This window comes from Dehalobacter sp. MCB1, from assembly GCF_003590275.1.
In the GTDB taxonomy this organism is placed as follows: domain Bacteria; phylum Bacillota; class Desulfitobacteriia; order Desulfitobacteriales; family Syntrophobotulaceae; genus Dehalobacter.
Map to the genome: position 1 here is coordinate 81,945 of NZ_LXPC01000009.1, position 22,746 is coordinate 104,690.

The window sequence follows — 22,746 nt, forward strand, 5'->3', positions numbered from 1 at the left end:
TAAAACAAAGCAGCGAATATTCGTAATAGGTCATGCCCCCATTTTATTTGATCACAATCCTGGATTGGCTGCCGCTTGTGTAGACAATACTGTTCTTAATGTTGCTCAAAACGGGTGCTTCACAGTTGAATTCACCAGGTGAGATAACTCGTGCCAGATACGTAATCGTGCCTTTGTCCTTGCCGACCTGGAAGACCAGCTTTTGTCCATTGACTTCTGTTGGATAATCCCAGTGATTTTTGGCAGTCGGGTCTTCATTGTAATTTTCGGGACGTGGGATAAGAGCAAGACCGGCAGGAAGCACATCCACAATTTCATAAAGCCCCTGGGGCGCTTTATCGCCGATGTTATAGCTTAACACAACCTGGACGAGGTCCTGGCGATGGAAGGTATTTGTCACCATACTGCCGACGCGATAGGTACGGCTGATCTTAAGATCTGTATTTTCTGATCCTTCTCCGGCCTGAACCGGAACACTGTAGTAGCTTATCATGCCAACCTTGCCTTTAATCCTGGTAAATGATATCTTCGTTAAATCCTCAGGTAGAATGGTCAGTTTAAAGAAGTTCATATTTTTTAAGATTTTGGTCTCTTTTTTCCCGTTTAGTTCATAGGTAAAGCTTACAGGCGAAGAGGCCATATACTGAAGATTGTAGCGGAGTATTTCCAGCTGCTCGAGCGTATTCAAAATATCTTTGCCTGGATTCTCAAGCAGGTACTGGTAAAGCTTGCTTTTCTCCGGCTGGTCCAGGCGCGCTGCCAGAAGTGCCATCCGGGTTGTAGCCAGAATCATATCATCCTGATCTCTTCCTACGTTGATTCGCAGTACGGAACCGAGGTCCTGCTGATAAGTGCTGAGCAATTCCTTATAAACCTGTTTGGCGTAGGCTCCATCCCCGGTTTCCAGAAGAGCCAGAGCCAGGTTGATCTTTGCTTCCGCAGACAAATCTTCCTTCTGCATATAGCTGTCAATCTGCAGAAGAACAGGCTCTCCCAGGGAAGCGAGCCCGAGAAGAATTACACTTTCATCTTCTGCCGTAGGTGTCTGACTTCCCTGATTTCCTTGATCTCCCCCTTTTCCTGCTTCTGCGTCTTTAGCTTCCAGAATTCTGTAAAAATAGCGGATTAAGGCCTGATCATCAAAGACACCTGGGGCAGCGGAAGCGACCATTGCCGACAAGGCCGGATCACTTTCTCCATAAGAGAGGATGCTGATTCCACCGTCGGGCCGCTGATAAAGGAGCAGAGAAGCCCGATCCTCCGTATCTCCAACCAGAGAGATATTAGATTCGGGACTGTCGGAAAAGTACTTTTCCAAAAGCTTGGCGGCTTCCTGGGCGGCAAGCTTTTGCTCAAGGCGACTTCCATTATTCCAGATCAGCTGGTAAAGACCCCGGAGGTACTGGCTCTTCTCAGAATCACTGAAGATCACTGTCGTTGGTTCTTCAGAAGAACCCTTGAGTCCCTGGCCTTCCGTTAAAAGATTTTGGTCCGATACAATCCTCTGCTGAAACGATTTCACAGCGGTAAATTCCTTGGTCAGCGTGTCAGTAAGGCCATTTTGGCTGCCGGATACGGTCAGATGGTAAGTGCCTGCTTCGAGGGCCGGCAGCTTCCAATCTGCAGCAGAAAATGCTGTATCACTTTGATGCCAGGTCTGTTCCTTGCCGCTGGGACTGCTTAGTTTCATGGTATAAGAAACATTTTGGCTGTTTTTCAGTTTTTCTCCATAAGAACGTGTAAGAATAATTGGAGAATCTCCTGCGAGATAATTGCTGTTCAGTGTCACTTCGACAAAGAATGGCAGGCGTACCGGAAGCTGTGAGGTGCCACTTCCAGCCTGAAGATTCTGAGTAAAAGCCTGGTAGGTAACCCGCCAGGACGTCAGATTGTCCGGTAGGGTGAAGTCCGTTGAGGCATTCCCGCTACTGTCGGTTTGCAGCGTGGTGAAGAGTATGGTATCCCGAAAATCACTGCGTCCCGAACCGCCCTCCCCGCCAGACTCAGCAAAACCATAAAAACCAGGGTGATAATGGGACTTTCTGGTTATCAGTGTCAGATACTGATTATCGCCATAGAGGCTGTTCAGAAGGTCCACACTCTGGTTTTGCAGGCTGAATAGGGCTTCATCAACAAGATTTAGATTAATCTGAGCCCTTTTAACCGGGGCATTGTTGCCGTCGGTCACCTTAAGACTCAAGTGAACTTTATCGCCGGGCCGATATTCTGTCTTATCCGATTGTACCGCGACATTCAGTTTTTTTGTTTGGCTTGCAAACGGTATCATAACGCTGCTCGCTTCATAGTAGCTGCTCCCGTCGAAGTAGACCCCGCCTACGGTAACATTCGGAATGTACAAATCGGTAAACAAAAAGCTGTACTTAGGGGTGGTGCTTACCTGGTAGGCATCAATGACTTTTTGACCGTGGTAGAATAAAATATTTCTTCCGGCAGGATTTAAAACTTGGCTATTGACCATCATGGACACCTGAACTTGGTCCCCAGGATTATAACCGTCAATACCAGGTGTTCCCTGCAGGAAGTAATAAGCATTATCCGGCTGAGGGTCCTGCTTGCTGATGTATAATTGTCTTGTAAAGGATCGACCGTCACTGTCCTGTGCTGTAAGATAGAGATTGTAGGATTCCTTCGGATCAATTTGACCTGTATATTTCAGTGTTCCGTCAAAATCTGTCGTTAGTGTAAACTCACTGACCAGTTTTGTGGCATAGTCATAATTATAAGATCTGACTACTTTTTTACTGATGAAATCATAGTACTGACCTGTTTCGGTTCTTGTAACGACTTCCTGGTAGAGCTTAGCTTTCACCGGGGCATTGGCAACCGGCCCCTGAAGATAGTTCTCTTCAGAAGCAAATTCTCCATTGTTTAGCTTGGTCAAATCAACAGATGATAATTTGGCGGAGAGGGTATAGGTATCTTTCTGGCGGATCGCTTGGCCGTTGATGTAGACTTTGCTTTTAAAGACAAGCAGTTCAGTGTAATTGTAGATTTCCCCTGCTTCGGGAAGGGTGGCGTTGGCTGAACAAGTCTGAAAATCGTAGTCCGTATAATTCTCTGCGCGAGCCTTGCCGGTATAGGAAAGTACTGCCGTTCCTTTTGCATCGGTAGTCAAGTCACCTTCCTGATCAGATAAAAAGTAGTGCAAAGACAGACTTGGGACAGGCGTGCTTTCAAAGAAGGCGGCTGAGAACCGAAAATTCACCTTCTCTCCGGCGAAGATGGCTTTCTTATCTTGAGTCAATGTTACTTGATAGGCCGGTTTTTGGTAGTTTTCTACAGAAAAGCTTCGTGAGAGCAGTTGAACATCGCCAGATTTAACCTGCAGGTCATAGTAACCGGGTTTTAGAACGGGAAGTTTGATTTGACCCTGAAAACAATCATCTTTTACTGCGGTCTCCTGGATCAGGATCGGAGAAATCTCACCCCCCGGGTAGTAGGCACCGTCATAACCATATACTTCAATTGTGAGATTGCGAAGCGGTTCAATCCGGCTGCCCTGCGCACTGTTCCCGGACCGCGGGGCAGTGATTCCCCAGAAGTTCACCGTATCCCCAGGCTTATAAAGTCCTCGGTCTAAATAGAGATACTTCCAGTAATCCGACGGATTGATCTGGCCGGTGTTACCTTCTTCATCCCAGGCTTCTATGGGGACAAGGATCTCTTTGCCTCCCTGCCGGATCCAAGCATAACTTCTCTGCTCGCCGGACAGCTTTTGCTTGATCAAAACCGTACCGGATTTATCCGTACTGGCGATAATCTTCTTATTTTCAAGACTGACAGTGGCTTCAGCAACGGATGCTTTGGTCTGCAGGTCATTAACCCAAAAGAGGCTTTCGTCCTGTCCCTGGGCAAGGTAGACGGCAAGATCGGTTACCTGGAACCAGACTTGCCTGACGGATTCCTCTGCCTGGAATTCTGCAGAATAGTACCCTGCTTCCAGTGTTCCTGGTAGCATGATGTATTGATTGTAAGGGTCTGTCTTCAGAAATTCGGTGTCATATTCAGCCAGTATGTAGGCTGACGGTAGTTTTTCGAGATAATGGTTCCAGGTATAGTAGGACCAGTCAGGCAGAACATCCCGTTTCGTCAGAGAGGCTTGAAAGCTTTGGTGATCCGGATAGCGGTAAAGGTTGATATGAAGCGGAGGCGTATCTATGATTTGACCTTCCGAATATGTATTGTTGGTGAAATATACGGAAAATGCAGGCTGCTCACTGGTGCTGAATTCGGTCAGACTTGTGTTCAGATCAAACGTAAAAGGAGGATTGTTCTGTTCAACCGTCCCGGTCTCAAAGCTGAAACGATAGTCTTCGAACAGGGTTTCCGTCGTACCGGGGAGTACAAAGCCTTTTTTGAGCGTGACCGTATAGACGGTGGCCGATTGCAGTGCTTCCGGCGTAAATACCAGCGTTTTTTTGTGCTTTTCGAAAGCCCCCTTCACCTCGGGTGAGATACTGAAATAATCCTTCAGGCTGCTAATTTCATAGTTGTCGGAAGAGAAAGTCAATTCAATTCCTGTGTCTACCGGAACAGCGGTGCTTTTATCTCCGGGAAGGGAACGAAGCACCTGAAAGGCTGCTTTGGTCTGGAAGGCCCAGCTGAGGTTTTCCTTTCCCGATGCTTCCGGATCAAAGGCCAGACGATAAATCGTATTCGGCGCTAATTCTTCCTCGGGAATAATTTTATAGCTCTTGCCATTATTCTGTTTATCCAAGGTGTAGGAAAATTTCGGACTAAGCTTGAGTGATGCTTTCACTGTTTTTTCTGTCAGGCTTTCTTTACTGGTCAGTAAAAAAGTTGTCGTGGTATCAACTCCGAGCTGATCCAAGTCAACCGCAGTAATAGCGATATCCGAGGCCAAAACTGTTCTGTCATTCAGACGGAAAAAGTCAAATCCGTAAAAAATGCTGATAGCCATCACAAGAACTAAGGCGATGCTGATTGACTTTTTCCAACTCATCAAGTTCCTGAAATTCTTTGCCATGAATTAACCATCCTTTCGACACAATACGATGGTATTGTCAGTTTAATATCCTATTAGAAGTATCTGATAACAGATTAGAAGTGTTTAACAACATATTAGACGTAATTAATCGATAATTCTATACAGCCTGACAAATATCCTTTTTATGGATGAAGCACTTGTTTTATGGATTTGCAGCCGCCTCTGCTGCTGCACGCCATACTATGCTTATGCAAGAACGCTCTTCTTCAGACCATGTGCACTTCTTTAGACCGCGCTCGTTTAGACTTGAGAAAAAAGAATTTTGGTTGTAGACTATTAGAGATATAGGGTCGAAAGGGTTGAAACGATTCTGGAGAAAACAGATTGGGATTAGACCGGAGGAAGAAACGTGGATTATTCGGATAAAGTTATTGAACATTTTATGTGCCCGCAAAATGTGGGAAGCATGCCTGACGCGGATGCCGAGGGAATCTTCGGAGATGTGTCCTGCGGAGATTCGCTGACGATCTATCTGAAAGTAAAGGATGGTATCCTGACGGATATCAGTTACCTGGTGTTTGGCTGCGCCGCGGCTGTAGCAGCAAGCAGCATGTTTACAGTTTTAGTCAAAGGAAAAAGTATTGAGGAGGCTTTAGATATAGGCGGCAGAGACGTTTTCAACGCGCTGGATGGCCTGCCGGCAAGTAAAGTTCATTGTTCCGTGCTGGGTCCCCAGGCCCTGAAAAAAGCTATCGAAGATTATGAATCCAAAAGAAAAGATCAGAGCTAAAAGTGTCGAAAATCTTGCCAAAATGGCAGAAATATGATGAAATTTTTGATTATTTACGATATGATAATAAATAGTTTCAATAACAATGCCTGCAATCATGATGTCTGCACCATATACAGAACGCCATAGGTGAAAGGATTTGAAAGTATGAAGCTGTCCCAGCGCATTCTGGGCATGAAGCCGTCTGCTACGTTGGCTGTTGACGCCAAAGCCAAAGAATTAAAGAGCCAGGGAAAGAATGTTATTTCGTTTGGATCCGGGGAACCAGATTTCGTGTCCCCGCCGTCCGCTTTCAAGTATGCGGCGGAAGCGATGGAAAAAGGGAAAACTCATTATACATCAACACCTGGGGTTCCTGAACTTCGTCAAGAAATTTGTGCTTATTACCAAAAGGAATTTGGTCTGAAGTTTGATCCGGGACAGGTAGTCGTTGGCCCGGGAGCCAAACCTTGCATATATGAAGCGCTGGCAGCGATCGTTGATCCAGGGGATGAGATTGTCCTACTTGCGCCGGCTTGGGTAAGCTATATCGAACAGATCCATCTTGTAGATGGGAAACCGGTGATCGTGGAAACAGAAGATAGTGGTTTTATACCAAGATTGGACCGCGTAGAAGCCGCAATTACGGACAGAACCATCGCACTTTTGCTGAACTCCCCATCCAATCCGACAGGGGTCCTATTTAACGAGAAGACCGTTAGAGGCCTGGCTGAGATCGCCCAGAAGCATGATCTCTGGCTGATTTGGGATGAGATTTATGAGAAGCTGGTTTACGGTCAGAACAAACATATTAATCCGCTGCAACTTATGCCGGAGCTGGCTTCCCGGACAATTATCATTAACGGGGTGAGCAAAGCCTATGCGATGACAGGCTGGCGGATCGGTTATTCGATTGCCCCACTCGAGTTATCTTCCAAGATTAATTCGTTTCAAAGCCATCTGACCTCGAATGCCTGCTCCATTGCCCAATGGGCCGCAGTCGGGGCGATGCGGGAAAGCAGGGAAGATGTGCTGAGAATGAAGGCGGCTTTTAGTGACAGACGGGATCTGATTTGCGGACTTTTGCGTAAAATGCCGCATATCTCCTTTCCGGAACCTGAAGGCGCCTTTTATGTTTTTGTAAATATTAAGAACTGTATCGGCATGTCCTTTGAAGGACAGAAGATCAAGGATGATATCGGATTCTGCAATATGCTGTTGGACTCCGAATTGGTTGCCGTTGTACCCGGCAGCGCCTTCTTGGCATCGGGATATTTACGGATTTCTTATGCAAGTTCTCCGGAACAGATAACGGAAGGTATGAAAAGGCTGCATTGCTTTTTGGCTAAGCTGAAATAGCGAGGTTTGTCGTAAAACTGTAAGTTACAAAAAGATACCGCCAATAGTATAAAAGCTATCAGCGGTATCTTTTTGATTTGATGTTAAGCAAGAAGCATTTTCTGCCTATTCGGCAGGCGGAATAGGCAGAAAGCTGGATGTAGCGTTAATCTGAGCAAATTCCTTGAACATTTGTCCCTTGAGTCGCGGGAAAACCGCCTTAATTTCCTCTGACAGGTCCATGCCCCATTCCAGACTCTTCGGTTGAACACCATAGATCAGGGTTTGGGGAGTATTCCCCAGAATGCCCGCCAGTGCAAGAACTTCCAGAATGCCCACCTGATGAAACGATACTTGGTACTTCTCCGGGAAAACCCGGATATCTTCCGGACAGAACCGGAAGACACTGCCAGGCTCTGTCTGGGCATTGATCGCATCCACGATGATCAGGAAATCAATTTCCTTGATCAGATGAACCAGTTCCAGACCGGCTGTTCCGCCTTCCAGCAGCTCGACATTGTCAGGAAGTTCTTCAGGCTTAAATTCATTTAAAAACTGAACGCCTAAGCCTTCGTCACTTAGTAAAACGTTCCCTACGCCCATCAGCATAATTTTTGGTGGAGTCATACGTGAAGTCCTTTCCTAAAAAGTTTCGTAAAGTAAAGCTAGTAATACGATGATACTAGCTTTACTTTTAATATTATACTCAATATGATTGAATTAAATTTTTAGCCTGCAAATATCAGCTTTTTACGGCCGACTGATTTGCTTTGTTAGCGCCGCCCTTTTCTTTCTTACCGGTTTTACCGAAGAACATCAGAAAAAACTCATCCTTAGCTTCAGTAAAGACAAGGTAAACATGAACAAAGATGATCGCAATAAACAACCACATCACAACATAGTGGATCCCTCTGACTGCAGCCAGGCTGCCAAGTGCTTGAGCAGCTCCTGAGAACTTCATCGGCAGATATAGAATGATCCCGGTGATGGCCTGAAAGACTGCCAGGACTGGTAATGCAATATAGGCAAATTTCTGCAGCGGGTTGTACTTGTTGGTCTTTGGATGTTCCTTACTAATAAACAGATAATATTTAATCTGGGGGATAAAAGTCTTCAGATCCAGTTTGTTCAGGAAAAACTCCTTATAATCTTTATTTTTCCCGAAAAAGGAGACATAGAAACGTACAATCCCATTGATCACCAGAATGTACATGAAGATAAAGTGGAGATTTCTGGCGACATTCATATTGGCTCCCTGGAAAGGAGCATGGATGACAAAACCGGTCGAGATCAGGACCGCAAAGGTGATTAAGTTTATCCAGTGAGAGATTCGCTGGATAAGCGGATGATCAGATGCTTTAGCCATTTTTTGTTCCCTCTCTTTCCTTAGAAGCCAATCTGGTATTTCTTAATTTCGTTACTTTGCGGATCGATTAGGTGAATTGCACAAGCCAGACATGGGTCATAGGAACGGATGACACGGACGACATTGATCGGATTGTCCGGATCTGGTACCGGTACCCCAATCATGGATTTGTCAACCGGGCCTAAAACGCCGTTTCCATCTGTCGGTGAAAAGTTCCAAGTCGAGGGGACGACCATTTGGTAATTTGCTGTTTTATGGTCTTCAACTTTAATCCAGTGGCCAAGCGACCCGCGGGCAACTTCAATCAGGCCTGCGCCCTGACCGCTTTTAGGGATTTCCCAATGATCGGTATCATGGATCTTAAAATTTGGCTTGCCCATTTCGGCAATGAGGGAATCGACCCATTCGAGCATTTTCTTAGCCATAAGAATGGTTTCCACCGCCCGGGCGGCATGACGAGCGACAGCGCCGGGCTTGATGTTATATTTCGTAATAACGTCCATAAGCACTTTCGGCTGCATGACGAGCATACGGGCGAGCGGTCCGACTTCCATCGGTTTGCCTTCATAGCGCGGTGCTTTGACATAGGTATAGGCGTCCTTCTTATCCAAATCAATAACCGTGTCTTCCTCATAAGGAGTTCTGCCTTTGTCGCTCTTGTACCAGGCATGCGTGATATCTTCCGTGATTTTGTCGATGCTGAACGGATGAACGGTCGCCAGGTTATTGTCGAGAACGATACCCGGTGTAAATAACAAATCTTTTCCTTCTGCATCTCCGGCAAATCCACCATAAGACATGTAATTGCCATGACTACCGCCAACGCCGGCCTGGGCCAGAGGCAGAAGCGGCCCGGTTCCGAAGGTCAGGACATCCTGAAGGTAGACATTTTCAACGAAGGCGATCTGCTCCATCAGCATAGAACGGTATTGGAAGACTTGCTCCAGTGTCGGCAGTATCGTGACGCCGCCAACTACGATCGAGGACTGGTGTGGTTGTTTACCGGCAAATATCGCGGACATTTTCTTGGCTTTTGCCTGCATTTCCAAGGCTTTCAGGTAATGCGCAACAGCCAACGTAACAAGTTCAGGATCATTTACACAATATTGATCGGGGTTGTAACGCGGCGTCAGAGGCGCTGTATCGTTAGCTGCAACCAGTTTCAAAATTTTGTCCTTAACGCCGTTCAAACCGGCATCATTGCCTTTGTACTGGGCAATCGCCATGACATCTAAATAATCCAGAGCAGACAGATGATAGAAATGGAGCGGGTGGTCATGCAAAAGTGTTGCGCCGTAAATCAGATTCCGAATAAGGCGGCCGCCGTAGGGGACTTCAGCACCAAAAGCGGCGTCCAAAGCCAGCGCGGAAGCCAAGCCATGTACTGTTGAGCAAACGCCACAGGCGCGTTCCGTAACATAACTGGCATCTCTGGGATCGCGACCGACAACCAGGTTTTCAAGACCCCTGTACATGGTGCCAATGACGCGGGAGTTCGAGACGACACCGTTTTCAATTTCTACTTCAATTTTCAAGTGGCCTTCGATACGGGTAATAGGATCAATAACAATTTTTTGTGCAGACATTCCTTACTCCTCCTTATGTCCATGGTCTTTTTTGCCTAAACGGCCGGTGGTTGCCGTAGCTGCAAGGTGAACGGCAATGCCTGCTACGGCAACGCCTCCGATAATCTTGCCGGTAGCATCGGCATTGATTTGGCCGATACCGGGAAGTTCAAAGCCTTCTTGTTTGTCATAAAGAGGACTGAAGGTTTTAAAGAATCCTGCCTCTGAACAGCCGGAACACGGTGAACCGGCGTTGATACAGAAGTTGGTATTGTCGTTGTACCAAACCTGTGCGCAGTCGGTATACGTCTTCGGGCCTTTGCAGCCTTTCAGGAGCAGACAATAGTCTTTTTGGGTGGGATCATTCCAGTCTTTCAGATAGTTGCCGGCTTCAAACTGGCCACGGCGCGGGCAGTTGTCATGAAGCAGCTTACCGTAGAAAACGACCGGGCGGGCCTGATCATCCAAGGGTGGGACCGTGCCATAGGTCAGGTAGTAAACAATCGTTCCGAGCATGGTGGCCGGTTTGACTGGACAGCATGGGAGATTGATGACAGGAGTTGAAATGTTATTTTGTTTCAACAGTTCACGGACGCCGACAGCGTCAACCTCACAGGCTCCGGGGATTCCAGCGCCATCGGTTGCACAGCTGCCGACGGCAATAATGGCCTGAGCTTTCTTGGAAGCTTCCAGAACGGTTTCCCGGAAAGGTTTGCCGCCGACCATGCAATACCTGTCTTCCTTCGAGGGAATAGCTCCTTCGACGACGAGCACAAAGTTTTCTTTCAGGGCTTCCTGATAAGCTTCCTCGGCCTTATAGCCGGAAGCCGCCATAATGGTCTCATGATAACGAATTGAAAGCATATCCAGGACCACTTCGGCTGCTGACGGATTAAGTGTTGCCAAAAGTGACTCGGAACAGCCTGTGCATTCCATTCCATGCAGCCATACGACCGGCGGTTTGTCCAAGGCGGTCTCAACAGCTTGAGTGACCTTGGGAGATACTGCAGCAGGGAGACCTAAAGCTGCCGTAGTTGCAGCCATCAATTTCAAAAAGCTGCGTCGGGATACTCCTCTTGCTGCCAGAGCATCAAATGTGTTCATTCTGCAATTCCTCCTCCACATGTCCAAAAAATAACATTCTTACTTAATATAAAATAGGATAAAAATTATAAATATTTAGATAATACATTTTCGTAAAAATATATTATTGCAGTGAGCAATATACCGAAAAAAATCATCCAAATATATATAAAGTTTATCTATTTTCCAAATTAATAGATGCAAGAAGCGTACCAAAACATCAAAACATAAAACAGCCGAAAAAACATGCAAATAAGCCAACACGAAAAAGTCATAGCTAGATCAAAATTATCAAAATAGACAAAATATTTATCTTTCTGATACAGATTGTATCATCTGGAGAGACAAAAGCCTTCAAAAAAACAACTTAAGGTCAATGCAATCAGTAAAGATGTTCTTGCAGTTTAAATTCCGGGTAATTCAACGTGCCGTTATTCATTCCATAAATACCATAAAACATGATACAAATGACGATAATGATCCAAACCATCATTTTCAGAATGGAGTTCTTGCTAATCAATAGACTGACACCGGCACCGATCAACAGCAGAGGCCAGAGCTTCCTGAGTGATAGGAAAAAAGTCCCGATGATTGAAAACGAAAAAACGTCAAGATTACTAAGCAGCCAGATTACACCGATTAGAATGATCACCGCACCCAGGGTAATGTTTTTTTTCATTAATGATCTCTCCTCGCAAACAACACGTAAACACCAACGGCAATCAAACCTATGGGCAGCAGGATGTCAATGTCGAACCAGTCGAAGAGTCTGTCTGACAAAAATACGGCACCAACAATGATCAGTGCAATGCCAAATACTTTAAGGCTTTTGTCTTTATTGATAGCCTGATCATAATCATTATTCGGGATATCTGCTGAGCCGGCATAGTTTTGAGAACTGCCGAATGAGCCAAAAGGTTTTTGAGGAATCACTACCCAGCAGACGAGATAGGCAAGAATTCCAATCCCAGCAAAAAATGCGAGCAGCCAGATGATCCGTACAATCGTAGGATCTATTTCAAAATATTCCGCAATTCCAGAGCAGACCCCTGCAATCACTTTGTTTTGAGACCGATAGATTTGTTTACTCATGACCCATCCCCCTTAATCCAATTCAAAAGAACCTTCTTCGACGGTTTAGCTTCTTCGCGGAATCGAAAAGTCATTTCTTCATAAATCTATGGATTCTCATCATTTATATTCCAGCGGGTCTATTTTGAGAGCTCCATCTGTTTGGGTATTGATATCCCATGATGATCCCATAAGATTATATTAACACGAAGGACGGAAAGTGGGTAGAAAAATTTATATTATTTTTTCTAATAACTTCAGACGGTAAGGTAGACAATGAATAATAACCCCCTCAGATGGAAAAATAATTCTGCTGAATTTGTTTGAGGGGGAATGCAACCTGAATTCACATCATCAAAGAATCACTGACAAAGATAAGAATAACCTTCATGTTGGGATAGACATAGGCTCCACCACTATTAAAATAGCTGTCTTAAATAAAGAAGGCGTTCTGTTGTTCAGCCGGTATACCCGGCATTACTCGGATATCTGGAGCACGTTGCAAAGACTGGTGGAGGAAGCCGGCCAGAAATATGCCGCATTTCCGCTGACGGTAGCAGTTACAGGTTCAGGCGGACTGGCTGTGGCTGAGCATCTGGGCATTTCATTTATTCAGGAGGTCATCGCCGGAAGCAAAGCAGTGGACCGTTATCTGCCAGGAACCGATGTTGTCATTGAGCTTGGGGGAGAAGATGCCAAGATAACCTTTTTTTACAAGGGGTTTGATCAGCGGATGAATGGGATTTGTGCGGGAGGAACGGGCGCTTTTATTGATCAAATGGCTGTCCTGTTAAAGACGGATGCGGCTGGTCTAGATGCGCTGGCTGCCCAAAGCCGGGTCATCTATCCGATTGCCGCTCGTTGCGGAGTTTTTGCCAAAACCGATATTCAGCCTCTCTTAAATGAAGGAGTCCGCAAGGAGGACATTGCAGCTTCGATCTTTCAGGCGGTTGTGAATCAAACTATTGGAGGGCTCTCCTGCGGACATAAAATTAAAGGAAAAGTTGGCTTCCTTGGAGGGCCGCTTCACTTCCTGCCACAGCTAAGGGTTCGCTTTCAGGAAACATTGGGGCTCAAGGATGAAGATATGCTTGTGCCGGAAAATTCCGAAGTTTATGTGGCTATCGGAGCGGCCCTTGCCTCTGTTCAGGATAAAGATATTACATTTGAACAGCTTGGTCAAAAATTGAAAACAGATCTAAAAAAACTTCAGTATGAAACAGCTAGACTTGATCCGCTTTTTGCAGATGAAGAGGAATACCGCGCATTTGTTAGGCGGCATGCCCAAAATATTGTCAGCACAAATCAGCTAGAGACGTACCAGGGCCAATGTTTTTTTGGTCTGGATGTCGGATCCACCACGACAAAAGCTGTTTTAATCGATCCGCAAGGCACCCTTCTTTATTCCGCCTATACCAATAATGAAGGCAACCCTTTGGATTCAGCAGTCAATATTCTGAAAGAACTATACAACAGGCTTCCAGAAAATACGGAAATTGCTTATTCTGCCGTGACTGGCTACGGAGAAAAACTGGTTCAGGCAGCTCTTTTTTTTGATATGGGGGAAGTCGAGACCATTGCTCATTACACAGCCGCCAATCATTTTTTGCCTGGAGTCAACCTGATTCTGGACATTGGCGGACAGGATATGAAGTGCCTCAAAGTAAAAAACGGTGTGATTGAAAATATTATGCTAAATGAAGCCTGTTCATCCGGCTGCGGTTCGTTTATTGAAACATTTGCGAGGTCACTGGAAATGAATGTGGCGGATTTTGCCCGCAAAGGACTTTTGGCTCAAAATCCTGCTGATTTAGGATCAAGATGTACCGTTTTCATGAATTCCAAAGTTAAACAGGCCCAAAAAGAAGGCATGACGGTCGCGGATATTTCGGCAGGATTATCCTACTCCGTGATAAAAAACGCGCTCTATAAAGTAATTAAGTTAAAAAGTTCTGAGGAATTCGGTGAAAAGGTTATTGTCCAGGGAGGAACTTTCTTGAATGATGCTGTGGTTCGCAGCCTGGAACAGACCATCGGCCGAGAAGTCGTCCGTCCGGACATTGCTGGCCTCATGGGCGCTTTTGGCGCGGCCCTCCTGGCCAGGAACGCCTGGCGGGAGGGAGTGGTTACGTCGCTGCTTTCCCCAGAGCAACTCAATAACTTTTCGGTGGAAGTCAGCGCGGCCCGCTGCGGAAACTGTCAGAACCACTGTTTGCTTACGGTCAACTGTTTCGGCGACGGGCGCAGGCACATCACAGGAAACCGCTGTGAAAAAGGATCGGAACGCGATCAGACAGATGAAATTCCGGATCTCTATGCCTATAAACTGAACAGGATCTTTCATTATACGCCGCTGGCCAAAGGGAAAGCAGTCAGAGGAACCATTGGGATCCCAAGGGTTTTGAATATGTTCGAGAATTATCCTTTTTGGTTTACCTTTTTCACCCGTCTTGGTTTCCGGGTGGAGCTGTCGCCGGTTTCCACCCGGAAGATTTATGAGGCGGGCATGGAGACAATTTGTTCCGATACCGTTTGTTATCCTGCCAAACTTGTTCACGGTCATATCGTGTCATTGATTAAACAAGGCGTGAAATTCATATTTTATCCCTGCATACCGAAGGAGAGAAAAGAAATAGCCGGGGCGGACAACTGCTTTAATTGCCCGGTGATCAGCGCTTATCCGGAAGTGATCAAAGCCAATATGGATGAGTTAAAGCAAAGCGGTGTCCGATTCTGGAACCCTTTTCTGCCGTATGAAGATAAAAAAATGCTTAGTAAGAGATTATATGAAGAGCTGAAACATTTAGGTATGACCCTTGCAGAAATCATCCAGGCCGTCGACGCAGCCTGGGATGAAGATCTTAATTTCAAACGAGATATCCGCAAAAAAGGAGAAGAGGTCTTGCGGTGGCTTGCTGAAACAGGGAATCGTGGGATTGTTCTTTCCGGCAGGCCTTACCATCTCGATCAGGAAGTCAACCACGGCATACCTAAAGTCATCACGGCTCTCGGGATGGCAGTGCTTACCGAGGATTCGGTAGCCCATCTTGGAAAAGTGATCAGACCGCTCCGGGTGCTGGACCAGTGGATGTATCACTCCCGGCTTTACGAAGCAGCAGATTTTGTTGCCGGACGACCGGAGCTCGAACTTGTCCAGTTAAACTCATTTGGCTGCGGGCCAGATTCGATAGCTGCGGAACAAGCCCAGGAAATTTTACATAAAGCCGGTAAAATCTATACCATGATTAAAATAGATGAGGTCAGCAATCTGGGTGCGGTCAGAATAAGGCTCCGCTCACTTAAAGCTGCGATGGATGTCAGAATAAAGCATGATCATCTGATGGAGGATCCGGCAAAGGGGCCGAATACTGTTCAGAGACCAATCTTTACCAAGGAAATGCGTAAGACACATACCATTCTTGCTCCGCAGATGGCGCCGATCCATTTTGAATTTGCCCAGGAGGTCGCCCGTTCGGAGGGGTACCGTTTTGAAGTACTGGCTAGAGTTGATAAAGAAGATATTGAAGAAGGCTTGAAATATGTTAACAATGATTCCTGTTACCCTTCGGTCATTATTATCGGGCAGCTATTAAGAGCGTTAAAATCCGGAAAATACGATCTGAACAACACCTCGGTCATTATAACCCAGACTGGGGGACCCTGCCGGGCCAGCAATTATTTGGGGCTGTTAAAGAAAGCGCTTCAGGTCTCGGGACTGGAACACATCCCAATACTCTCACTCAATGTCTCAGGCTTAGAGAAAAATCCCGGATTTAAGCTGACGGTCTCCATGGCGGTCAAAGCAATCATGGCGATGCTTTACGGAGACCTGCTGATGAAGGTTTTCTACCGTGTAAGGCCTTATGAAATAAATACGGGAACAGCGGATCTGCTTCTTCGGAAGTGGATAAATATCTGCAAGATCAATGTTGCCAATGGAGACCGCAGCTTATTTCGTGAAAACTTGAAGGGCATTGTTCGGGATTTTGAAAATATTGAGATTGTTCAGCGGAGAAAACCCAGGGTTGGTCTAGTCGGGGAGATCCTCGTAAAATTTCACCCTGCGGCGAATAACAACATGGCCGAGTTTATTGAAAAAGAGGGCGCAGAAATGGTAGTTCCGGGACTGATGGAGTTTTTCCTTTACTGCTGCTACGGGAAGGAATTCAACTACAGATATCTTGCCGGTAAGCGATCTTCCAGAGTCATCGGAAATCTGTTAGTCAAGTATACGGAAAGCTATCGTGAAGATTTAAGGGCTGCCTTAAAGAATAGTAAAAGATTTGATATCCCGCCGACGATTCAGGAGATGGCGGAAAGTGTCAAGCCATTCCTTTCCCTGGGTAACCAGACCGGAGAGGGTTGGCTGCTGACTGCGGAAATGGTGGAACTGATCAAAAGCGGCGCCAACAATATTATCTGCATGCAGCCGTTTGCCTGTCTGCCAAATCATATTACCGGCAAAGGAATGATCAAAACCCTGAAAGAGCGGTATCCCCAGACCAATATTGTTGCTGTGGATTATGATCCCGGAGCCAGTGAAGTGAACCAGATCAATCGGATTAAGCTGATGCTGGAGAGAGCTTTTGGCTGAATCTTTTGGTCTATTCTGCCTATTGTTTTAAGTGCCTGTTTTTTATAAATTTGAGTATCTTATCCTCGGCTCTTGTGCTAAGATAGTGTGGGAAGATTTCACCAGGTCATAATAAAGGAGGAAGTAAAGACTGTGTCAAAAAAAGAAAGCGACTTTTTTGTACTTATGAAGGAAAATGCGCAGCTTATTTGCGAAAGCTCGCTGGTATTAAAAGAAGCAATTAAGGATCCCACCACTTTCCCGGTTAAGATGAAGGAACTCATTGATTTGGAACACCGTGCCGACGATATTACCAACAAGATCATTGACAACCTGAATAAGACACTGGTGACGCCAATGGACAGGGAAGACCTCTACGCGTTGGCGACAAACATGGATGATATCATTGATTTTATTCAAGGCGCCTTGGAACGGATGATCATGTATAAAGCGACGCCACCCCACTCTGGGGTTGAAGAGCTGATTCGAGTTCTGGATGACTGTATTCATATTATTAAAATATCTGTGGACAACCTTCCCAGTATTCGCACCAAATTAAATCTTATTCTTGAAAACACAGAAAAAATTCATAAACTAGAAAGCGAGGGAGATCGTTTATACCGGAGTGAAGTAGGCAAGCTGTTTGAAAATGAAAGCAATCCGATTGAAATCATTAAATGGAAAGAAATACTGGAACATCTGGAAGACGCCACGGACCGTTGTGAAGATCTTGCGCTTGTAATAAAAGGGGTCGTATTAAAATATGTCTAGTCTGCATATTGCATTATTCGTTGTCGTACTATTTGCATTGGCATTTGATTTTATCAACGGATTTCATGATACTGCCAATGCCATAGCCACTTCGGTTTCGACAAGAGCGCTTACGCCAAGAACCGCAATCATTATGGCCGCGGTACTCAATTTCATCGGTGCGATGTACAGCACGGGGGTTGCCAAGACCATTGCAAAGGACATTGTCGATGCGAACAGTGTTACTTCCGAAGTGATGATCGCCGCACTGATTGGAGCGATTTTTTGGAATCTTTTGACATGGTATTTTGGTATTCCGAGCAGTTCTTCCCACGCGATTATTGGGGGAATCCTCGGAGCCGGGATCGCTGCAGCGGGACTCGGTGTTGTCCAAGGGGCCGGCATCAAGAAAATTATCTTGGCGCTGCTGTGCTCACCGCTCGTCGGCATGGGACTCGGTTATCTGATTATGACGATTCTATATTACCTGTTCCGCAATAAAGCGCCGATGAAAACGAACAGTATCTTCCGGAGGCTGCAGATGGTTTCAGCCGCACTCCTTGCGTTTAACCATGGTTCCAATGACGCGCAGAAATCCATGGGTATTATCACGCTGGCGCTTGTCGCCGCGGGGGTACAGTCAACGATGGATGTTCAGCTCTGGGTAAAGTTCTTGTGCGGATTAGCCATTGCTTGTGGTACAGCAGTGGGCGGCTGGAGAATCATTCATACGCTTGGTGCTAAAATCTTTAAAATTGAGCCGATCAACGGCTTTGCTGCAGATTTGTCATCCTCGATCGTTATCTGGGTAGCGACGGCGTTTCCGGGTCTCCATCTGCCGGTCAGTACCACGCACGTGGTATCCGGTTCCATTATGGGGGTAGGCGCCGCCAAACGTATTTCGGCCGTGCGCTGGGGCGTTGCGCAGCAGATGCTGATGGCCTGGTGTCTGACGATTCCTTCCACGGCAATCGTCGCAGCTCTGTCTTATTATCTGATTACACTCGTGGAGAGAATTCTTTGATCTAATATTCTAACGTAAGATACTGGAATTCTGAATGTTATATCGGATAAATCCCAGCTGACGTTATAGATGTTTTCGTTTTTAATCCTCAGGAGGGTAAGGGTTACCCGTCTGGGGATAGCTTCTTTTTCATCAGGGCTATTGAATAATTATGCATGATGAAGTATAATAATACAGTATTGCGTATGATTGAGATGAAGGAGAATAATGATGGTTCAATTAAACAAAGACAAGTTTAAAGGCAGAGATTTTATTACACTGAATGCTTTCACAGCAGAAGAAATCTCATACATGGTTGACGTCGCCATGGAATTGAAGGCTGATAGAAATGCCGGAATTCCCCACCCTGTCCTGCAGGGAAAGGTTTTGGCAATGATTTTTACCAAATCTTCGACGAGAACCAGAGTGGCATTTGAGGCCGGTATTTATCAGCTCGGCGGCTCCGGAATGTTTCTGAGCGCCCGAGATATCCAACTGGGCCGCGGTGAACCGATCCAGGATACAGCAAGAGTCTTGTCCAGGATGGTTGACGGCATTATGATCAGAACGTTCAGTCATCAGGAGGTTCTTGATCTTGCCGAGCATTCGTCTGTGCCAGTGATCAATGGCCTGAGCGATTTTCTGCATCCGACACAGATTCTGGCCGACCTTTTGACTATTAAAGAAACAAAAGGCAAAATTCAGGGACTGAAATTAACCTATATTGGTGACAGCAATAATGTGGCAAATTCCCTGCTGCTTGGCGGCAGCAAGATGGGCATGAACATTGTGATTGCTTCACCTCAGGGATACCAGCCAGTACCGGAAATTATGGATCTGGCTTTGAAGAATGCATCTCTCAACAGAAGTACGGTGCAGGTCGTCGAAGATCCTGTGGCGGCTGCCAGGGGAGCAGATATTCTCTATACCGATGTCTGGGCCAGTATGGGACAAGAAGAAGAAAGCGAAATCAGAAAGAAAGTTTTTGCGCCGTATCAGATCAATGACGAGGTGCTTGGGGCAGCTCATCCTGAAGCGATCGTCATGCACTGTCTGCCTGCCCACCGCGGAGAAGAGATCACCGACAAAGTGATCGAAGGTCCTCAATCTGTGGTATTTCAGGAGGCTGAAAACCGGCTTCACGCCCATAAAGCGATTATGGCACTGGTCATGTAGTCCATATAATTACTGAGAAACTAACTGAAATAAGACAGAAATATTACAGAAGAAACTGATTAAAAAATAAAGGAGACAGCGTATGGCTAAAGTAGTACTTGCCTATTCAGGTGGACTGGATACGTCCATCATTATTCCATGGCTGAAAGAAAACTATGGCTATGAGGTTATCGCGATGGCGGCAGATTTGGGACAGGGAGAGGAACTGGAACCTCTTCATGAGAAGGCTGCAAAAACCGGAGCCACTAAATTGTATATCGAAGATTTGAGGGAAGAATTCATTACGGATTTCATTTACCCGACACTTCAGGCAGGAGCCGTGTATGAAGGCAAATATCTTCTGGGAACATCTTTTGCCCGTCCGCTTATTGCTAGACGGCTTGTGGAGATTGCCGAAGAAGAAGGCGCAGTCGCTGTTGCTCACGGCGCGACAGGGAAAGGCAACGATCAGGTTCGCTTCGAACTGGCTGTCAAAGCGCTGAATCCTGATCTGAAAATTATTGCTCCGTGGAGAGAGTGGGATATCAAATCACGGGATGATGCGATTGATTATGCCAAAGAACGCGGAATCCCTGTCCCGGTTACCAAGGACAGACCCTACAGCATGGACCGGAACCTGTGGCATTTAAGCCATGAAGGCGGTGACCTCGAGGATCCCTGGAATGAACCGAAGGATGATCTCTATCTACTCGGGGTTTCTCCGATGCAGGCGCCGGACCAGGCCGCGTATGTGCTGATTGATTTCGAAAAGGGCATACCGGTAGCTGTCGATGGAGAGAAGCTTGCACCGATTCAGCTGATCGAGAAATTGAATGCCCTGGGCGGCAAGAATGGGATCGGGATCGTCGACATGGTTGAAAACAGGCTTGTCGGGATGAAATCACGCGGTGTCTATGAGACTCCGGGCGGGACGATTCTTTATGCTGCGCATAATGCGCTGGAGCTGCTGACTCTTGACCGTCAGACCCTGCATTATAAGGAACAAATTGCACTGAAGTATGCGGAGATGGTCTACGATGGTGTCTGGTACTCGCCTCTCAGAGAAGCCCTCGATGCATTTGTGAAAGTCACCCAGAAGAATGTCACCGGAACAGTCAGGATAAGACTGTATAAAGGCAACTGTACACCAGTCGGGGTAAAATCTCCGTATTCACTTTATAATGAAGAATTTGCAACATTCGGCGAAGATGCAGTCTACAACCAAAAAGATGCAGAAGGCTTTATTAATCTTTTTGGTCTGCCTTTAAAAGTACGTGCTTTAATGGAAAGAAAATCAGGCTTACGTTAAGTCTGATAGATACGTCACGGTGCGCGAGCATAGATTTGTGGGCATAGAGCACAAGGATGTCAATGGTCTAGGCACATTGCACATCCTTGTGTTCTGTCATATTGTTGCGTTATACTATACTTAATTTTAATTCGGAAGGAGTTAAACCAATGAAACTTTGGGGAGGACGTTTTGAGAAAGACACTGATTCCCTGGTCGAAGATTTCCACTCATCGATCTCATTCGACCAGCGTCTCTATAAATTTGATATTATGGGCAGCATCGCTCATGCCGGAATGCTTGGCAGAATAGGCATCCTGTCAGCCGAAGAAACGGAGAAAATAATAGGAGGACTGGAATGCATTCTGGCGGATATTCAGGCGGGGAGGATTGAATTTGAAGTCGGAGCCGAAGACATCCATATGAACATTGAGAAATTGCTTACGGAAAGAATCGGTGATACCGGTAAAAAACTCCATACCGGCCGCAGCCGGAATGATCAGGTTGCACTGGACTTTCGGCTGTTCTTAAGAGAAGAAATTGACAACACGAAAGATCTCCTCACTGCGCTGCTGGGAACCCTGCTTGACTTGTGCTCCGAACATCTTAAGACTTGGATGCCCGGATATACCCATCTGCAAAAGGCCCAGCCAATTACCCTGAGCCATCATCTTATGGCCTATGTCCAAATGTTTTTGCGCGATCTGGGACGGCTCGGAGATACCCGCAAGAGACTGAACCTTTCCCCGCTCGGATCGGGAGCGCTGGCGGGTACGACCTTTGCTTTGCGCCGGGAAGAAGTGGCTGCTGAACTGAATTTTGACGGTGTCACGCTCAACAGTTTAGACGGCGTCAGCGATAGAGATTTTGCTTTGGAATTCCTGGCAGCGGCATCCATTATAATGATGCATTTGAGCAGGCTGTGTGAAGAACTGATCGTCTGGTCGAGCGGCGAATTCTGCTTCGTTTCGATTGATGATGCCTATGCCACCGGATCGAGCATCATGCCGCAAAAGAAGAATCCTGATGTTGCCGAACTCGTTAGAGGGAAAACCGGCAGGGTGTATGGGGATCTCATGACACTGCTCACCGTTATGAAAGGACTCCCTCTGGCCTATAACAAAGACATGCAGGAGGACAAGGAATGTGTATTTGATGCTGTGGACACCATCCAAAAATCGCTGCTGGTCATCCGGCCGATGCTAGCTACCATGAAAGTGAATGCCGATATTATGGAAAGGGAAGCTAAAAAGGGCTTTACCAATGCCACAGACCTGGCTGATTATCTGGCTAAGAAGAATGTTCCTTTCCGCGAAGCCCATGCGATTGTGGGCAGGCTGGTACTGGAGTGTTCCCGCAGGAGCTGTTCGTTGGAAGATCTGACGCTGAAAGAACTGAAAACAGTATCCGAATTCTTCGAGGAAGATCTTTATCGGGCCATTTCTCTTCAAACCTGCGTTCAGAAGAGGAGCGTTACCGGAGGTCCTGCACCGGAGGCTGTTCAGACAGCAATACGGTTAAGCAAAGAAACCTTGGATCAACTAAGGTGGTAAAACACAATTAAAAAAACAATCAAGTGTAAATTTAGCACGAATAATGGTACATTTCGCATCCTTCAGAGTATTAATCAAGAAATTTTAAGAATATGTTAAGAATATGTAATTAGAATGTAAAAATTGTGCAAATAACAAATGGCCGGTGATGCTGGAATGGCAGTACATAGCAAAGAATGCTGACAGAATCTAACGGTCATCTTGAAATTTTGTGGATAAAAATGTGGATATTGTGGATTAAGTTAAAAGAATGGGTTTTAAAA

At 46.1% G+C, this 22,746-nt stretch carries 15 protein-coding genes; 8 read left to right on the forward strand and 7 right to left on the reverse strand.

The genetic code is table 11. From position 1 onward, the window contains the following. Positions 1-43: 43 nt before the first annotated feature. Positions 44-5,008, reverse strand: coding sequence for an Ig-like domain-containing protein (locus A7K50_RS05910; RefSeq protein ID WP_119774984.1), 4,965 nt, complete (start codon positions 5,006-5,008; stop codon positions 44-46). A 370-nt stretch (positions 5,009-5,378) separates the two neighbouring features. Here A7K50_RS05910 and A7K50_RS05915 point away from each other — a divergent pair, with 370 nt between their 5' ends. Then, positions 5,379-5,759 carry an iron-sulfur cluster assembly scaffold protein gene (locus A7K50_RS05915; protein WP_119774985.1) on the forward strand — a complete coding sequence of 127 codons (381 nt, stop codon included), beginning with the start codon at positions 5,379-5,381 and terminating at the stop codon, positions 5,757-5,759. A gap of 129 nt (positions 5,760-5,888) precedes the next feature. Beyond that, positions 5,889-7,097, forward strand: a complete 1,209-nt coding sequence (locus A7K50_RS05920) for a pyridoxal phosphate-dependent aminotransferase (protein ID WP_243103659.1) — start codon at positions 5,889-5,891, stop codon at positions 7,095-7,097. Positions 7,098-7,202: 105 nt separating this feature from the next. Here the strand turns inward: A7K50_RS05920 and A7K50_RS05925 are convergent, their stop codons facing one another. From A7K50_RS05925 to A7K50_RS05950, 6 genes are all read right to left on the reverse strand, one after another. After that, entirely contained in the window at positions 7,203-7,703 is a 501-nt protein-coding gene (locus A7K50_RS05925) for a HyaD/HybD family hydrogenase maturation endopeptidase (protein WP_026156230.1), read from the reverse strand. Between the two features lie 115 nt (positions 7,704-7,818). Then, positions 7,819-8,442 carry a Ni/Fe-hydrogenase, b-type cytochrome subunit gene (cybH, locus tag A7K50_RS05930; protein WP_020491268.1) on the reverse strand — a complete coding sequence of 208 codons (624 nt, stop codon included), beginning with the start codon at positions 8,440-8,442 and terminating at the stop codon, positions 7,819-7,821. 20 nt (positions 8,443-8,462) lie between these two features. Beyond that, positions 8,463-10,028: a nickel-dependent hydrogenase large subunit gene (locus A7K50_RS05935; protein WP_119774987.1), complete on the reverse strand. Its 1,566-nt coding sequence runs from the start codon at positions 10,026-10,028 to the stop codon at positions 8,463-8,465. 3 nt (positions 10,029-10,031) lie between these two features. Beyond that, positions 10,032-11,111: a hydrogenase small subunit gene (locus A7K50_RS05940; protein WP_119774988.1), complete on the reverse strand. Its 1,080-nt coding sequence runs from the start codon at positions 11,109-11,111 to the stop codon at positions 10,032-10,034. 361 nt (positions 11,112-11,472) lie between these two features. Further along, positions 11,473-11,769, reverse strand: a complete 297-nt coding sequence (locus tag A7K50_RS05945; RefSeq protein WP_119774989.1) for a DUF5668 domain-containing protein — start codon at positions 11,767-11,769, stop codon at positions 11,473-11,475. Beyond that, positions 11,769-12,182, reverse strand: a complete 414-nt coding sequence (locus A7K50_RS05950; RefSeq protein ID WP_119774990.1) for a PspC domain-containing protein — start codon at positions 12,180-12,182, stop codon at positions 11,769-11,771. Before A7K50_RS05950 ends, A7K50_RS05945 begins: the two co-directional genes overlap by 1 nt. A 340-nt stretch (positions 12,183-12,522) precedes the next feature. Between A7K50_RS05950 and A7K50_RS05955 the strand changes: the two genes are divergently transcribed. The 6 genes from A7K50_RS05955 (at position 12,523) to argH (ending at position 22,483) form a co-directional block, all read left to right on the forward strand. Beyond that, on the forward strand, positions 12,523-16,755 hold the full coding sequence (locus tag A7K50_RS05955; protein ID WP_243103664.1) for a 2-hydroxyacyl-CoA dehydratase: 4,233 nt from the start codon (positions 12,523-12,525) through the stop codon (positions 16,753-16,755). 132 nt (positions 16,756-16,887) lie between these two features. After that, a complete protein-coding gene (locus tag A7K50_RS05960; protein ID WP_119774992.1) occupies positions 16,888-17,505 on the forward strand; it encodes a DUF47 family protein in 618 nt (205 codons plus the stop codon). Next, a complete protein-coding gene (locus A7K50_RS05965; RefSeq protein ID WP_119774993.1) occupies positions 17,498-18,508 on the forward strand; it encodes an inorganic phosphate transporter in 1,011 nt (336 codons plus the stop codon). The genes A7K50_RS05960 and A7K50_RS05965 overlap by 8 nt, the downstream gene beginning before the upstream one ends. 210 nt (positions 18,509-18,718) lie before the next feature. Continuing rightward, entirely contained in the window at positions 18,719-19,663 is a 945-nt protein-coding gene (argF, locus tag A7K50_RS05970) for an ornithine carbamoyltransferase (protein ID WP_119774994.1), read from the forward strand. 82 nt (positions 19,664-19,745) lie between these two features. Then, complete coding sequence (locus tag A7K50_RS05975; protein WP_020491259.1) at positions 19,746-20,951, forward strand: argininosuccinate synthase; 1,206 nt, start codon at positions 19,746-19,748, stop codon at positions 20,949-20,951. A gap of 149 nt (positions 20,952-21,100) precedes the next feature. Further along, positions 21,101-22,483, forward strand: coding sequence for an argininosuccinate lyase (argH, locus tag A7K50_RS05980; protein WP_119774995.1), 1,383 nt, complete (start codon positions 21,101-21,103; stop codon positions 22,481-22,483). Positions 22,484-22,746 lie beyond the last annotated feature (263 nt).

What these genes read in the sequence shown, in the direction of transcription:
- A7K50_RS05975 (WP_020491259.1), top strand. Translation starts at nt 19,746, where the DNA reads ATGGCTAAAGTAGTACTTGCCTATTCAGGTGGACTGGATACGTCCATC.
- A7K50_RS05940 (WP_119774988.1), bottom strand. Translation starts at nt 11,111, where the DNA reads ATGAACACATTTGATGCTCTGGCAGCAAGAGGAGTATCCCGACGCAGC.
- argF (WP_119774994.1), top strand. Translation starts at nt 18,719, where the DNA reads ATGGTTCAATTAAACAAAGACAAGTTTAAAGGCAGAGATTTTATTACA.
- A7K50_RS05910 (WP_119774984.1), bottom strand. Translation starts at nt 5,008, where the DNA reads ATGGCAAAGAATTTCAGGAACTTGATGAGTTGGAAAAAGTCAATCAGC.
- A7K50_RS05935 (WP_119774987.1), bottom strand. Translation starts at nt 10,028, where the DNA reads ATGTCTGCACAAAAAATTGTTATTGATCCTATTACCCGTATCGAAGGC.
- cybH (WP_020491268.1), bottom strand. Translation starts at nt 8,442, where the DNA reads ATGGCTAAAGCATCTGATCATCCGCTTATCCAGCGAATCTCTCACTGG.
- argH (WP_119774995.1), top strand. Translation starts at nt 21,101, where the DNA reads ATGAAACTTTGGGGAGGACGTTTTGAGAAAGACACTGATTCCCTGGTC.
- A7K50_RS05925 (WP_026156230.1), bottom strand. Translation starts at nt 7,703, where the DNA reads ATGACTCCACCAAAAATTATGCTGATGGGCGTAGGGAACGTTTTACTA.
- A7K50_RS05965 (WP_119774993.1), top strand. Translation starts at nt 17,498, where the DNA reads ATGTCTAGTCTGCATATTGCATTATTCGTTGTCGTACTATTTGCATTG.
- A7K50_RS05950 (WP_119774990.1), bottom strand. Translation starts at nt 12,182, where the DNA reads ATGAGTAAACAAATCTATCGGTCTCAAAACAAAGTGATTGCAGGGGTC.
- A7K50_RS05945 (WP_119774989.1), bottom strand. Translation starts at nt 11,769, where the DNA reads ATGAAAAAAAACATTACCCTGGGTGCGGTGATCATTCTAATCGGTGTA.